Origin of the sequence: Thermotoga sp. 38H-to, assembly GCF_011057665.1 — a bacterium.
Classification (GTDB): domain Bacteria; phylum Thermotogota; class Thermotogae; order Thermotogales; family Thermotogaceae; genus Thermotoga.
Genome location: NZ_LNFZ01000003.1, coordinates 1 through 14,579, shown reverse-complemented (window position 1 = coordinate 14,579; position 14,579 = coordinate 1). Strand labels below are relative to the sequence as shown.

The 14,579-nt window shown below is 46.3% G+C and carries 11 protein-coding genes and 1 pseudogene; 10 read left to right on the top strand and 2 right to left on the bottom strand.

All coding sequences use genetic code 11. The features are described 5' to 3' along the window. Window positions 1-20: 20 nt before the first annotated feature. Complete coding sequence (locus AS158_RS06510; RefSeq protein WP_038052094.1) at window positions 21-1,094, bottom strand: DUF362 domain-containing protein; 1,074 nt, start codon at window positions 1,092-1,094, stop codon at window positions 21-23. Window positions 1,095-1,181: 87 nt separating this feature from the next. Beyond that, entirely contained in the window at window positions 1,182-2,435 is a 1,254-nt protein-coding gene (locus AS158_RS06505; protein WP_038052095.1) for a prolyl oligopeptidase family serine peptidase, read from the bottom strand. A gap of 296 nt (window positions 2,436-2,731) precedes the next feature. On the opposite strand from AS158_RS06505, the gene AS158_RS06500 reads away from it, so the two are divergent. The 10 genes and pseudogenes from AS158_RS06500 to AS158_RS06455 form a co-directional block, all read left to right on the top strand. After that, window positions 2,732-3,877 (top strand): ROK family transcriptional regulator, encoded by a 1,146-nt coding sequence (locus tag AS158_RS06500; RefSeq protein WP_012310817.1) that lies wholly within the window; start codon window positions 2,732-2,734, stop codon window positions 3,875-3,877. 30 nt (window positions 3,878-3,907) lie between these two features. Continuing rightward, entirely contained in the window at window positions 3,908-5,722 is a 1,815-nt protein-coding gene (locus AS158_RS06495; RefSeq protein WP_012310818.1) for an ABC transporter substrate-binding protein, read from the top strand. A gap of 62 nt (window positions 5,723-5,784) precedes the next feature. Further along, window positions 5,785-6,801, top strand: a complete 1,017-nt coding sequence (locus AS158_RS06490) for an ABC transporter permease (RefSeq protein ID WP_012310819.1) — start codon at window positions 5,785-5,787, stop codon at window positions 6,799-6,801. A 3-nt stretch (window positions 6,802-6,804) separates the two neighbouring features. Then, complete coding sequence (locus tag AS158_RS06485) at window positions 6,805-7,647, top strand: ABC transporter permease (RefSeq protein WP_011943472.1); 843 nt, start codon at window positions 6,805-6,807, stop codon at window positions 7,645-7,647. Between the two features lie 3 nt (window positions 7,648-7,650). Beyond that, entirely contained in the window at window positions 7,651-8,643 is a 993-nt protein-coding gene (locus AS158_RS06480; RefSeq protein WP_012896090.1) for an ABC transporter ATP-binding protein, read from the top strand. Then, window positions 8,640-9,446 (top strand): ABC transporter ATP-binding protein, encoded by an 807-nt coding sequence (locus tag AS158_RS06475; protein WP_004082480.1) that lies wholly within the window; start codon window positions 8,640-8,642, stop codon window positions 9,444-9,446. Before AS158_RS06480 ends, AS158_RS06475 begins: the two co-directional genes overlap by 4 nt. Beyond that, window positions 9,446-9,652: a hypothetical protein gene (locus tag AS158_RS06470; protein ID WP_004082479.1), complete on the top strand. Its 207-nt coding sequence runs from the start codon at window positions 9,446-9,448 to the stop codon at window positions 9,650-9,652. The genes AS158_RS06475 and AS158_RS06470 overlap by 1 nt, the downstream gene beginning before the upstream one ends. Beyond that, window positions 9,636-11,801: a beta-glucosidase gene (locus AS158_RS06465; protein WP_165304755.1), complete on the top strand. Its 2,166-nt coding sequence runs from the start codon at window positions 9,636-9,638 to the stop codon at window positions 11,799-11,801. Before AS158_RS06470 ends, AS158_RS06465 begins: the two co-directional genes overlap by 17 nt. Before the next feature lie 12 nt (window positions 11,802-11,813). Continuing rightward, a complete protein-coding gene (locus AS158_RS06460) occupies window positions 11,814-13,742 on the top strand; it encodes a carbohydrate binding domain-containing protein (protein WP_165304754.1) in 1,929 nt (642 codons plus the stop codon). A 60-nt stretch (window positions 13,743-13,802) separates the two neighbouring features. Next, window positions 13,803-14,579: pseudogene (locus tag AS158_RS06455) on the top strand (cache domain-containing protein); the annotation flags it as partial.

The window sequence follows — 14,579 nt, the reverse complement described above, 5'->3', positions numbered from 1 at the left end:
CACCTCTATTAAACCACTTTTCACTTCAAATCACAAGCCACCTTCACGAGTTCGTATTCTCTTGTTCCAAGACCGATCTCTTCAGCGTATTCGAGCTGTGTCTTCCAGGTTACATCTGGGTGAACCTCAAGGAACGGATCTTTGCCCGTTTTTTGAAGGACAAGATCGATACAGGCCTGGTCCAGGGCGACCGGATCTGTACTGACCGCGATTCCTATATCGGGAGCCACGGGAGGTTTGTTCATGTTCCAGCAGTCGCAGTCTGGAGAGATGTTCATGATGAACGAAATGAAGACCGCTTTCTTGTCTTTGAGAACCGCTTTTGCGTATTCAGCCATCTTTTTACTCAAAGAGTCAGTCGAGCTGTCCCATTTTGGAGACATGGCACCGTAGGAACACATGGCGATACACTGTCCACAGCCGATACATTTCTCGTAGTTGATCTTTGCCACTTTTGTGACGGTGATTGCTCCAACCGGGCAGAACTTCGCGCATGTTCCACAGGCGACACACTTTTCTTCAACCACGTACGGTTTGGATTCGGAATGTTGTTCCATCTTTCCAGCTCTGGATGCACTTCCCATTCCGACGTTTTTTATCGTTCCACCAAAACCTGTTGCTTCGTGCCCTTTGAAATGTGTTACAGCGACTATCGCATCTGCCAGGGCTATCGCTGCACCTATCTTCGCTTCTTTTACGTAGTTTCCATCTATTTTCACCTTTATCTCATCTGAACCCCTGAGACCATCCGCGATGATCACAGGAGCCCCCGTCACCTCGTAGGTGAAACCGTTCAGGTAGGCATTTATCAGATGATCCACAGCGTTCGATCTGTGGCCGGTGTAGAGCGTGTTCGCGTCGGTGAGGAAAGGTTTTCCACCCAGTTTCTTGATCTGGTCCACAATGATTTTCACGTACTGGGGTCTTATGAATGCGAGGTTTCCGTATTCACCGAAATGGAGTTTTACAGCCACGAACTTGTCTTTTTCGATGATCTTTTCCAGTTCCACTTTCTTCAAAAGAAGTTCTAACTTTTGAAGCATGTTCATGTTTGGGTTGGTCGTCATGTCTGTGAAATAAACCTTTGCTGGCATGTGAATCCCTCCTTTTTTGAGAATTAAAAAGAGAGCCCAGCAGGGCTCTCTTGAGGTATATGATTTTTCACTTAAATTCTACCACAACTATCTACTTTGTTCAAACAGCCACTCTACGACTTCCTGACTTTCGTAGGCAGGTATCCACGATCCGTGTGGATCCCACCCGTGTTTCTCCATGAAACCTTTTTCGTACTCGGTGTATCTGACTTTTCCTCCAATCTCTGCGAGCTTTTTCACAAGAACACGCGAATTCTCCACTGGGACAACAGGATCGTCTTCTGCGTGGAAAACCCAGATGGGTATGTCCTTTATTCTCTCGACTTTGCTGACGTCTCCTCCACCGCATATCGGTATTGCAGCTGCGAAGAGTTCCGGAAAGTTCATGATGGCACTCCAGGTGCCGTAACCTCCCATCGAAAGCCCGGTGATGTAGATTCGATTCTCGTCTATGTTGTATTCGTCAAGAAGTTTCCTAATGATCTTTATCACCGCAAGGAGGGGTTTTTCTGGATTGAAAGGATTTTTCCTGTCAGTGAAGAGTGTGGACCAGCTGCTGTTTGGTGGACACTGCGGTGCGAGAACAAAACACGGATGAACCACCTGGTATCTCGGCTGGGCCCAGACAACCGCTCCACGATTCCCAGCGACCTGTAAATAATTGTCCGTTCCCCTCTCTCCCGCTCCGTGTAGGAAGACAACCAGCGGGTATTTTCTGTCAGGATTCACATCTTTTGGAACAAACAACCTGTAAGGTATCTCAACACCTGTTTCTGGGTCTTTGAAAGTGAATGCGAGGAAATCATCGATGATGAGATGTTTCTCATCCGTTTGTTTCGACGTAAAAGGTTCCACTTCGTTCCCGTCTACGTCAAAAATGGGAACAAGCTGTGAAACGATGTAGTCCAGTTTCACGCGGGTGTTGAGAAAATTAGGCCCGAAAACAATGGTGTTTGAGTGTAAATCTTCGGTGGAGAGTTCCAGAACAACATACTTTCCGCGGTTGTTGAAAATGCTAAAAGAGAGATCTCCGCTGTTGTTTGCGTAGACTTTTGTAATCGTTCTTGAAGAGTAGGTATCGCTAGTTTTCACTTTCACCGAGAACCGATCCGGTGAGAGTTTCTGACCATCGATCTCAACGGGATATTCGATGACGACCGCACAGGCTTTTTCACCTTCCGGAAAGACTTTTGTAATAAGAGTTACACCGTTCACAGTAACATCCTCCTGCGCAAAGAGTATAGAAAGAATTCCCATGAAAATAAAAAACAGCGCTCCTCTTCTCGTGATTACACCCCCTTTGATGCAGAATTCACTTCGAGTATGTTGTAATTTTAACATAAAAAATAACGGCAACCGATCATTACATGGAGTCAATAACTTATGGTTTCGACGGATTTTTTGTTACACACATTCTTCTCACTTTGAGAATGTATTGAACTCTTTAGAAAGAGCATCGGGAGTAAAATCAGTTGTAACTCAAAGAAAATATTAGAATTTGAACTATAATTTGAAATAATTCCCATTATTCACTCATAATCATGAAAAAATGAGTATTACTTGTGTTTGTACTTTTTGATTCATATCGTTATAATTTCTTTCTGAGGAAGATAGATAAAAAGCAGGAGGAATATGAAGTGCATAAAAAGCTGAATCCAAAATCCATGAAAACGGAAAACAAAAAGATGGTTCTGAGATATCTGATAGAGAGTGGACCGCACAGCAGGGTGGAAATCGCCAGAAAAACAGGACTCGCTCAGAGCGCAATATGGAGGATCATTGAAGAACTGGTGAATGAGGGATTGGTAGAAGAAAAGGGAACAGCGACTGGTCGTCGCAGAAAAGCCGTAACTTACGGTCCAACAAGATCTTTCATCACATCAATCATATACAACGTGGAGGTACTTGAGACGCTGGTTGCAGTTGGTTTTCTGGATGGTGCATGGAGAATAATTGAGAGGTTCTCTACTCCGAAAGATTTTGGTGAATTCAAACAAAGAGTCACTTCTTCCTATGAAAACATTCTCAAAAGCCATGTTCTGAACAAAAACATATCGAAAGTGGTGTTTTCTCTTCCAGGTATTGTGAACACGGAAAGTAAGTTTTTGATCCACGCACCGAACCTTGGATGGAGAGATATTGATTTTCAGAAGGAGTTTGGGAATCTAGATTTGGAAGTTCTGGTAGAAAACGATTCCAACCTTTCGCTGTTGGCTGAAGAATTCTTTTCTCAGGATGTAAAGGAAAGTGATGTTGCTTTCTTTCTCTATTTCGGTGAAGGAATCGGTGGAGCGATTTCGGTGAACGGCAAAATCGTCAGGGGAGAAAATTTCGCTGCTGGGGAAATAGGTCATGTTGTCCTCGATGTAGAAAGCGGAAAAGAAGTGGAGGAGTTTCTCTCTATATCAAAACTCATAGAAAAGATAGAGAAATTTGTAGAACTTCAGGGAGAAACGCTGGATGAGAAGTTTCGACACATCAAAAGGTTATGGTTTTCAGGGGAAAAGAACGTGAAAGAAACAATGGAAGAATTCCTACAATATGTAGCAGTCGTTTTAAAGAACATCATCTACTTTCTGAATCCTGGTGTGATAGTACTCGGCGGTGTTGTCAACGATCTCTGGGATACATTTGGTTCTTTTATAAAAAGAGAACTTGAAAAGATAATAGACAGAGAAATTGCCGATGTTCTCATAAGAGATACCATTTTCAAGGAAATTTCACCGTCCCTTGTTGGAGGAAATGTTCTGGCGATAGAAGAGTTTCTGAGACAAATAACTTAACCTTTATCCATATACAAAGGAGGTGTGGGTATGAGAAAGTCACTTGTACTGTTACTGGCTCTTTTGGTTCTTTCCAGTTTGATGGCACAGGTGTCCCTGCCACGTGAAGACACAGTCTACATCGGAGGAGCCCTCTGGGGTCCTGCAACCACCTGGAACCTCTATGCACCGCAGTCCACGTGGGGTACTGATCAGTTCATGTACCTTCCGGCGTTCCAGTACGACCTTGGAAGAGACGCTTGGATTCCTGTCATCGCAGAAAGATACGAATTCGTGGACGACAAAACTCTGAGGATCTACATCAGACCTGAAGCAAGATGGAGCGATGGGGTGTCTATCACCGCAGAGGATTTTGTCTACGCTCTGGAGCTCACCAAAGAACTCGGAATAGGCCCCGGCGGTGGATGGGATACCTACATCGAATACGTGAAAGCTGTTGACACAAAAGTGGTTGAATTCAAGGCGAAAGAAGAGAATCTCAATTACTTCCAGTTCCTTTCCTACTCCCTCGGTGCACAACCGATGCCCAAACACGTCTACGAAAGGATCAGAGCACAGATGAACATAAAAGACTGGATCAACGACAAACCTGAAGAACAGGTTGTTTCTGGTCCTTACAAACTCTACTACTACGACCCGAACATCGTTGTGTACCAGAGAGTTGACGACTGGTGGGGTAAAGACATTTTCGGACTTCCAAGACCCAAGTATCTGGCTCACGTCATTTACAAGGACAACCCGAGTGCCAGTCTCGCGTTCGAAAGAGGCGACATTGACTGGAACGGACTCTTCATTCCGAGTGTCTGGGAACTGTGGGAGAAGAAAGGCCTTCCGGTTGGAACGTGGTACAAAAAGGAACCTTACTTCATTCCCGACGGTGTGGGATTCGTGTACGTAAACAATACCAAACCTGGTTTGAGCGACCCAGCTGTGAGAAAAGCGATCGCTTACGCTATTCCGTACAACGAAATGCTCAAAAAGGCTTACTTCGGTTATGGAAGCCAGGCTCACCCGTCCATGGTGATCGATCTCTTCGAACCGTACAAGCAGTACATCGATTACGACCTTGCAAAGAAAACCTTTGGAACTGAAGATGGAAGAATCCCGTTCGATCTCGATATGGCAAACAAGATCTTGGACGAGGCAGGGTACAAAAAAGGACCTGATGGTGTAAGGGTTGGCCCCGATGGCACGAAACTTGGTCCGTACACGATATCTGTTCCGTACGGCTGGACTGACTGGATGATGATGTGTGAGATGATCGCAAAGAATCTGAGAAGCATAGGTATCGATGTAAGAACTGAATTTCCAGATTACTCTGTATGGGCAGACAGAATGACGAAAGGAACGTTCGACCTCATCATATCCTGGAGTGTTGGTCCGAGCTTCGATCATCCGTTCAACATATACAGGTTTGTGCTCGATAAGAGGCTGTCTGCTCCTGTAGGTGAAGTCACGTGGGCTGGAGACTGGGAAAGGTACGATAATGATGAGGTAGTCGAACTCCTCGACAAAGCAGTTTCTACACTCGATCCTGAGGTGAGAAAACAGGCGTACTTCAGAATCCAGCAGATCATCTACAGAGATATGCCGAGCATACCCGCGTTCTACACGGCTCACTGGTACGAATACTCGACGAAGTACTGGATCAACTGGCCGAGCGAGGACAATCCAGCCTGGTTCAGACCTTCTCCATGGCACGCGGACACCTGGCCGACTCTCTTCATCATCTCCAAGAAGAGCGATCCACAGCCCGTACCGTCCTGGCTTGGAACGGTTGATGAAGGAGGAATCGAGATACCCACCGCGAAGATCTTCGAAGATCTCCAGAAAGCGGCCATGTGATCTTTCCCCGGCCCCACTTCGGGGCCGGGTTTCACAAAAACAGAGTGGGGAGTGAGAATTGAATGGGATCGAAATCGATGTTCAAGTACCTTTTGAGACGTTTCATCTTCCTGCTTGTTACCTACATAGTGGCAACCACTATTGTGTTTATACTTCCAAGAGCGATTCCTGGGAATCCTTTATCTCAAATCCTTTCCAACCTTTCAAGGGTGGCTCAGGCGAATCCAGAGGCTATAAGAGCAGCTGAGAAAACGTTAATGGAAGAATTTGGTCTCGGGAAACCCTGGTACGTTCAGTATTTCGAATTCATCACCAAGGCACTTCGAGGAGATCTTGGAACATCCATTACTTTCTACCCCAGGAAAGTCATTGACCTGATCATTCCAGTTATTCCGTGGACACTGGCACTCCTTCTTCCAGCAACGATAGTCGCCTGGATTCTGGGTAACAGCCTCGGTGCTTTAGCGGCTTACAAAAGAAACACATGGATTGACAAGGGAGTCCTTACAACTTCCCTGATAGTTTCTCAGATCCCATATTACTGGCTTGGAATGATATTCATCTTCCTTTTTGGAGTTAAACTCGGCTGGCTTCCTGTTCAAGGGGCTTATTCTCAGGGAACGATACCGAACCTGAGCTGGTCGTTCTTCGTTGATGTTTTGAAGCACTACATAATGCCCTTTGCATCCATCGTCGTTTCTGCAATGGGTGGATGGGCGATAGGAATGAGGCTCATGGTGATATACGAGCTTGGAAGCGATTATGCGATGTTTTCTGAATACCTTGGTATGAAAGACAAGAGAATTTTCAAGTATGTCTTCAGAAACTCCCTCCTCCCACAGATTACGGGACTCGCTTTGAGCTTAGGAGGGGTTTTAGGAGGAGCCCTCATCACTGAGATCGTGTTCAATTACCCTGGAACGGGATATCTACTCTTCAGGGCTTTGACTACACTCGATTATCCATTGATTCAGGGGATCTTTGTGATTCTTATTGCCTCTATCTATCTCGCTAACTTCATTGTGGATTTCCTTTACGCTTTGATAGATCCAAGAATAAGACTGGGACAGGAGGCATAAAATATGTTTCGAACGATGATAAGACCACTTTTCAAGAACAAAAAGTTCATAATAGGTTTTTCGATTTTTCTCTTCTTTCTCTTCCTGGGAATTTTTGGGCCAGTGTTCTACAAAGTGGATCCTATGGAAATGACCTGGGATTACGAGCAACCTCCTTCCAGCGCGCATCCTCTCGGAACGGACACGTACGGTAGAGACGTCCTTGCACAACTGCTTCATGGAATTCGTTCTTCGCTTTACATCGGTTTTCTGGCTGCAATCATCTCGCTTGTGATAGGTACGATCATAGGAAGTTTCTCCGCCGTGAAAAGGGGTATTGTGGATGATGTATTGATGGGAATAACAAACATCGTCCTTACTACTCCTTCGATACTCATAGCAATTTTGATAGCGAGTTATTTGAAGGTACGAAGTGTTGAAATGGTTGCGGTCATCTTGGGCTTATTCCAGTGGCCTTGGTTTGCGCGAGCGATAAGAGCACAACTCATGAGTGTGATGTCGAGGGAGTACGTGTACCTTTCTGTTATGGCCGGCTATTCCGATCTCAGACTGGTGATAGAAGACCTCATCCCAACGATTGCGACTTACGCCTTCATGTCCTTTGTTCTTTTCATAAACGGAGGAATCATGGGAGAAGCAGGTCTGAGCTTGATAGGGCTCGGTCCCACCCAGGGAATCTCCCTTGGAATCATGCTTCAGTGGGCAGTTCTCATGGAGGCAGTGAGAAGAGGTCTGTGGTGGTGGTTCGTGCCACCAGGACTCGCCATTGTGGCTGTCACTGCTTCTTTGCTGGTCATCAGTACTGCAATGGATGAAGTCTTCAATCCACGCTTGAGGGAGGAGTGAAGAATGAAAGAAATACTTTTGAAAGCAGAAAATGTGAGGGCCTACTATAAACTGGAAAAGGTTTCTGTCAAAGCTGTGGATGGTTTGTCTTTTGAAATACTGGAAGACGAAGTTATAGGGGTTGTCGGTGAATCTGGTTGTGGAAAGACAACTCTCTCGAACGTGATCTTCATGAACATGGTAAAGCCGTTGACACTCGTTGATGGAAAGATATTTCTGAGAGTTAACGGAGAGTTTGTAGAGCTGTCGTCCATGACAAGAGACGAAGTGAAAAGAAAATTCTGGGGAAAAGAGATAACGATAATACCCCAAGCAGCGATGAACGCACTGATGCCCACCATCAGGATGGAAAAGTATGTGAGGCATCTTGCGGAATCGCACGGAATAGACGAAGAGGAACTTTTGGAGAAAGCCAGAAGAAGATTTGAAGAGGTGGGGCTCGATCCACTTTGGATTAAAAGGTATCCTTTTGAGCTCAGTGGTGGAATGAGACAAAGAGCCGTGATAGCGATCGCAACTATATTGAATCCGAGCCTTCTCATAGCTGACGAGCCAACTTCCGCTCTGGATGTTGTGAATCAAAAGGTTCTTTTGAAAGTCCTGATGCAGATGAAACGCCAAGGAATCGTGAAGAGCATAATCTTCATCACCCATGACATAGCGACTGTAAGGCAGATCGCAGACAGAATGATTATCATGTACGCTGGAAAGATAGTTGAGTTCGCACCTGTGGAAAGTCTCCTGGAAAAACCGCTTCATCCTTACACCCAGGGGCTTTTCAATTCGGTTCTCACTCCAGAACCAGAGGTGAAAAAGAGAGGAATCACCTCCATTCCTGGTGCTCCACCCAATCTCATAAATCCTCCATCTGGCTGCAGATTCCATCCTAGATGCCCTCACGCGATGGATGTCTGTAAAGAAAAAGAACCACCACTAACGGAAATAGAACCGGGAAGAAGAGTTGCATGCTGGCTTTACATGGAGGAGAGAGCATGAGCAGGCTCGTCGTGAAGAACCTTACAAAGATCTTTTCACTTGGATTCTTCTCCAAGCGTCGTATAGAGGCGGTGAAGAATGTTTCTTTTGAGGTGAAGGAAAAAGAAATCGTTTCACTCGTTGGAGAAAGCGGTTCCGGAAAAACAACCACCGCAAAGATGATACTGAGGCTCCTTCCCCCTACCTCCGGTGAAATCTACTTTGAAGGTAAAGATATCTGGAAAGATATAAAGGACAGGGAATCTCTGGTTGAATTCAGAAGGAAGGTCCACGCGGTTTTCCAGGATCCTTTTGCGAGTTACAATCCCTTCTATCCAGTCGAGAGAACTCTCTGGCAGGCCATAAGTCTTCTCGAGAACAAGCCTTCAAACAAGAAAGAAGCGCTCGAACTCATAAAGGAGTCGCTTTTCAGAGTGGGGATAGATCCGAAGGATGTACTTGGAAAGTACCCGCACCAGATTTCTGGTGGACAGAAACAAAGAATCATGATAGCAAGATGCTGGATCTTGAGGCCTCTTTTGATCGTAGCGGACGAACCCACATCCATGATAGACGCTTCCTCCAGAGGAGGTATCATAAAACTCCTCGAAGAGCTCAGAGAGGAACAAGGAACGTCCATCATATTCATCACACACGATCTGGGGCTTGCCTATTACGTTTCCGACAACATTTTCGTTATGAAGAACGGTGAAATCGTGGAAAGGGGACACCCAGACAAAGTGGTTCTCGAGCCGACCCACGAATACACCAAGCTCCTCGTCGGTAGCATCCCGAAGCTTTACAGGAAACTGGAGGATCTGTGATGTTTACAAAAGCGGTTCTCTCCATTTTTTCTTGGGCTCTGGTTCTTGAATTGATAGTTCTGTTTTATTACCTGTGGCGCGGCTTGAGGCCAGTGGAGTTCTACCTAAATTTAGGACTCCTCGGACTCACTGTACCTTTCCTTGTGTTTCTTGTCGTCAGAGAAAAGAAAAAGAGGAGGGAAGAAGACGATGGAAAGGATCGATGAAATCCTCTCTCAGTTAACTACAGAGGAAAAGGTGAAGCTCGTTGTGGGGGTCGGTCTTCCAGGACTTTTTGGAAACCCACATTCCAGAGTGGCGGGTGCGGCTGGAGAAACACATCCCATTCCAAGACTTGGAATTCCTGCGTTTGTCCTGGCAGATGGTCCCGCAGGACTCAGAATAAATCCCACAAGGGAAAACGATGAAAACACTTACTACACGACGGCATTTCCCGTTGAAATCATGCTTGCTTCTACCTGGAACAGAGACCTTCTGGAAGAAGTGGGAAAAGCCATGGGAGAAGAAGTTAGGGAATACGGTGTCGATGTGCTTCTTGCACCTGCGATGAACATTCACAGAAACCCTCTTTGTGGAAGGAATTTCGAGTACTACTCAGAAGATCCTGTCCTTTCCGGTGAAATGGCTTCAGCCTTTGTCAAGGGAGTTCAATCTCAAGGGGTGGGAGCCTGCATAAAACACTTTGTCGCGAACAACCAGGAAACGAACAGGATGGTAGTGGACACGATCGTGTCCGAGCGAGCCCTCAGAGAAATATATCTGAAAGGTTTTGAAATTGCCGTCAAGAAAGCAAGACCCTGGACCGTGATGAGCGCTTACAACAAACTGAATGGAAAATACTGTTCACAGAACGAATGGCTTTTGAAGAAGGTTCTCAGGGAAGAATGGGGATTTGACGGTTTCGTGATGAGCGACTGGTACGCGGGAGACAACCCTGTAGAACAGCTCAAGGCCGGAAACGATATGATCATGCCTGGAAAAGCGTATCAGGTGAACACGGAAAGAAGAGATGAAATAGAAGAAATCATGGAGGCGTTGAAGGAGGGAAAGTTGAGTGAGGAGGTTCTCGATGAGTGTGTGAGAAACATTCTCAAAGTTCTTGTGAACGCGCCTTCCTTCAAAGGGTACAGGTACTCAAACAAACCGGATCTCGAATCTCACGCGGAAGTCGCCTACAAAGCAGGTGCGGAGGGTGTTGTCCTTCTTGAGAACAACGGTGTTCTTCCGTTCGATGAAAATACCCATGTCGCCGTCTTTGGCACCGGTCAAATCGAAACAATAAAGGGAGGAACGGGAAGTGGAGACACCCATCCGAGATACACGATCTCTATCCTTGAAGGCATAAAAGAAAGAAACATGAAGTTCGACGAAGAACTCGCTTCCACTTATGAGGAGTACATAAAAAAGATGAGAGAAACAGAGGAATATAAACCCAGAACCGACTCCTGGGGAACGGCCATAAAACCGAAACTTCCAGAGAACTTCCTCCCAGAAAAAGAGATAAAGAAAGCTGCAAAGAAAAACGATGTTGCAGTTGTTGTGATCAGCAGGATCTCCGGTGAGGGATACGACAGAAAGCCGGTGAAAGGTGATTTCTACCTCTCCGATGACGAGCTGGAACTCATAAAAACCGTCTCGAAAGAATTCCACGATCAGGGTAAGAAAGTTGTGGTTCTTCTGAACATCGGAAGTCCCATCGAAGTCGCAAGCTGGAGAGACCTTGTGGATGGAATTCTTCTTGTCTGGCAGGCGGGACAGGAGATGGGAAGAATAGTGGCCGATGTTCTTGTGGGAAAGATTAATCCCTCCGGAAAACTTCCAACGACCTTCCCGAAGGATTACTCGGACGTTCCATCCTGGACGTTCCCAGGAGAGCCAAAGGACAATCCGCAAAGAGTGGTGTACGAGGAAGACATCTACGTGGGATACAGGTACTACGACACCTTTGGTGTGGAACCTGCCTACGAGTTCGGCTACGGCCTCTCTTACACAAAGTTTGAATACAAAGATTTAAAGATCGCTATCGACGGAGATATACTCAGAGTGTCGTACACGATCACAAACACCGGGAACAGAGCTGGAAAGGAAGTCTCACAGGTTTATATCAAAGCTCCAAAAGGGAAAATAGACAAGCCCTTCCAGGAGCTGAAAGCGTTCCACAAAACAAAACTTTTGAACCCGGGCGAATCCGAAAAGATCTTTCTGGAAATTCCTCTTAGAGATCTTGCGAGTTTCGATGGGAAAGAATGGGTTGTCGAGTCAGGAGAATACGAGGTCAGGGTCGGTGCATCTTCGAGGGATATAAGGTTGAGAGATATTTTTCTGGTTGAGGGAGAGAAGAGATTCAAACCATGAAAAGGGGGTAATATGATGAGCAGGCTGGTTTTCGCTCTGCTTCTCTTTCCTGTTTTCATTCTGGCTCAAAACATCCTTGGCAACGCTTCTTTCGATGAACCAATTCTCATCGCAGGTGTGGATATAGACCCACCCGCAGAGGATGGCTCTATAGACACAGGAGGAAACTGGGTATTCTTCACCAATTCAAACGGTGAGGGAACGGCTCGAGTTGAAAACGGCGTTCTCGTGGTTGAGATAACAAACGGAGGAGATCACACCTGGTCGGTTCAGATCATACAGGCTCCCATACGTGTTGAGAAACTCCACAAGTACAGAGTTTCTTTCCGAGCCAAAGCCTCCTCTCAGAGAAACATCGGGGTGAAGATAGGAGGAACGGCCGGAAGAGGATGGACCGCGTACAACCCCGGTACCGACGAATCCGGCGGCATGGTCTTCGAGCTCGGAACAGATTGGCAGAAGTACGAGTTCGAATTCGTCATGAGACAGGAGACCGATGAAAATGCTCGTTTCGAGTTTCAGCTTGGAAAGTATACCGGCACGGTCTGGATAGACGACGTAGTGATGGAGGACATCGGTGTTCTCGAGGTAAGCGGTGAGGAAAACGAAATCTACACCGAGGAGGATGAAGACAAAGTGGAAGACTGGCAGCTCGTTTGGAGTCAGGAGTTCGATGACGGTGTTATCGATCCGAACATCTGGAACTTCGAGATAGGAAACGGTCATGCAAAAGGTATTCCAGGCTGGGGTAACGGGGAACTCGAGTACTATACAGACGAAAACGCGTTCGTTGAAAACGGCTGTCTTGTGATTGAGGCAAGAAAAGAACAGGTTTCCGATGAGTATGGAACTTACGATTACACCTCAGCCAGGATGACCACAGAAGGTAAATTCGAAATAAAATACGGGAAAATCGAAATAAGGGCAAAACTTCCAAAGGGAAAAGGTATCTGGCCCGCTCTCTGGATGCTCGGAAACAACATAGGAGAGGTCGGATGGCCCACCTGTGGTGAGATCGACATCATGGAGATGCTTGGCCACGACACCAGAACCGTTTATGGAACAGCACACGGTCCGGGATATTCTGGTGGTGCGGGTATAGGTGTTGCCTATCATCTTCCAGAAGGAGTACCGGACTTTTCCGAAGACTTCCACATTTTCTCCATCGAATGGGACGAAGACGAAGTGGAGTGGTACGTGGACGGACAGCTCTACCACGTCCTCAGCAAGGATGAACTGGCCGAACTCGGTCTTGAGTGGGTTTTCGACCATCCGTTCTTCCTCATTCTGAACGTTGCCGTGGGAGGCTACTGGCCAGGTTATCCCGACGAAACCACCCAATTCCCGCAGAGAATGTACATCGACTACATCAGAGTCTATAAAGATATGAATCCGGAAACAATCACCGGGGAAGTGGATGACTGCGAATATGAACAAGCACAGCAGCAGGCAGGTCCCGAGGTGACCTATGAACAGATAAATAACGGCACTTTCGACGAACCTATTGTGAACGATCAGGCCAACAACCCGGACGAATGGTTCATTTGGCAGGCGGGAGATTACGGGATCAGCGGTGCCAGGGTCTCCGATTACGGTGTCAGGGATGGCTACGCTTATATCACGATAGCCGATCCTGGAACTGACACGTGGCATATTCAGTTCAACCAGTGGATAGGTCTTTACAGAGGAAAAACCTACACCATTTTTTTCAAAGCAAAAGCGGATACACCAAGACCTATAAATGTGAAAATTCTGCAGAATCACGATCCCTGGACCAACTATTTTGCTCAAACGGTGAATCTCACAGCGGACTGGCAGACGTTCACGTTCACCTACACGCATCCAGACGATGCGGATGAGGTCGTTCAGATCAGTTTCGAACTCGGAGAAGGAACGGCAACTACGATTTATTTCGATGATGTCACGGTGAGCCCTCAATGAGACACATCCCCGGTGCTTTGCGCCGGGGGTATTTCAGAAACATAAAAGGAGAGATGCGAGATGAACATAAGATTCAGAATCATATTCATAATGGTTGTGGTTCTTGTTTCTTTTGTTCTCAGTGCTTATCTGGTTCAGAGAAGTACCTCGTCTCTTCTCATCAGCAACGCAAAAGATTACATGGAGAAGTCGGTGTCTTCTCTTTCAAAATACATCTCCCAGAAGCTGAACGAGGTTCAAAGAAATCTGAAAACCCTCCTTGGTAGCTCTCTCATAGGAGGGTACACGATTGCTTCGAACCTTCAGTCTGTTCTTCAGGGGGCTACGGATACAGTCTCCGTTGGTATTGTTGTCGATGAGATGAGCGAATCCGCTTATTTGGTTTTACCAGAAAAAATAGAAGAGAAGAACTATTCAGAGTACGAAAAGTACCTCAGCCTTATGAAGGAAAAAAACAAAACTTCGCTTGTCCTTGCCGAATCCATCGATGGAAAGCCTGTTTTGCTTTTCGTGGAGGGAGTTACAACGTTCGGTTCAGAACCATCTGGACTGATAGCATTAGGTATATCCCTCTCTGAGAACACCGATCTCTGGAAAGCGGTTGTAGAAGAAGGGAAAGCGAGCAAGAGCGGCTACGGGCTTCTTGTCACAAGCGACGGAAAGGTACTGATCCACAAAGACATGGGGAACTTCATGAAAGAGGTGAAAGAGCTTGGAGGCTTTGAGAAAGCGTTTGAAGAGGCAAAGAAAGGTGGAGAGAAATACGTAGAGTACGAATACAACGGAGAGAAGAAATACACCGTGTGGGAGAAAGTGCCCGGATACGACTTCTACATC

Bases quoted from the DNA above. Each gene is read 5' to 3' on its own strand.
- AS158_RS06510 (WP_038052094.1), bottom strand. From the start codon at position 1,094: ATGCCAGCAAAGGTTTATTTCACAGACATGACGACCAACCCAAACATG.
- AS158_RS06505 (WP_038052095.1), bottom strand. From the start codon at position 2,435: ATGTTAAAATTACAACATACTCGAAGTGAATTCTGCATCAAAGGGGGT.
- AS158_RS06495 (WP_012310818.1), top strand. From the start codon at position 3,908: ATGAGAAAGTCACTTGTACTGTTACTGGCTCTTTTGGTTCTTTCCAGT.
- AS158_RS06490 (WP_012310819.1), top strand. From the start codon at position 5,785: ATGGGATCGAAATCGATGTTCAAGTACCTTTTGAGACGTTTCATCTTC.
- AS158_RS06485 (WP_011943472.1), top strand. From the start codon at position 6,805: ATGTTTCGAACGATGATAAGACCACTTTTCAAGAACAAAAAGTTCATA.
- AS158_RS06480 (WP_012896090.1), top strand. From the start codon at position 7,651: ATGAAAGAAATACTTTTGAAAGCAGAAAATGTGAGGGCCTACTATAAA.
- AS158_RS06475 (WP_004082480.1), top strand. From the start codon at position 8,640: ATGAGCAGGCTCGTCGTGAAGAACCTTACAAAGATCTTTTCACTTGGA.
- AS158_RS06470 (WP_004082479.1), top strand. From the start codon at position 9,446: ATGTTTACAAAAGCGGTTCTCTCCATTTTTTCTTGGGCTCTGGTTCTT.
- AS158_RS06465 (WP_165304755.1), top strand. From the start codon at position 9,636: ATGGAAAGGATCGATGAAATCCTCTCTCAGTTAACTACAGAGGAAAAG.
- AS158_RS06460 (WP_165304754.1), top strand. From the start codon at position 11,814: ATGATGAGCAGGCTGGTTTTCGCTCTGCTTCTCTTTCCTGTTTTCATT.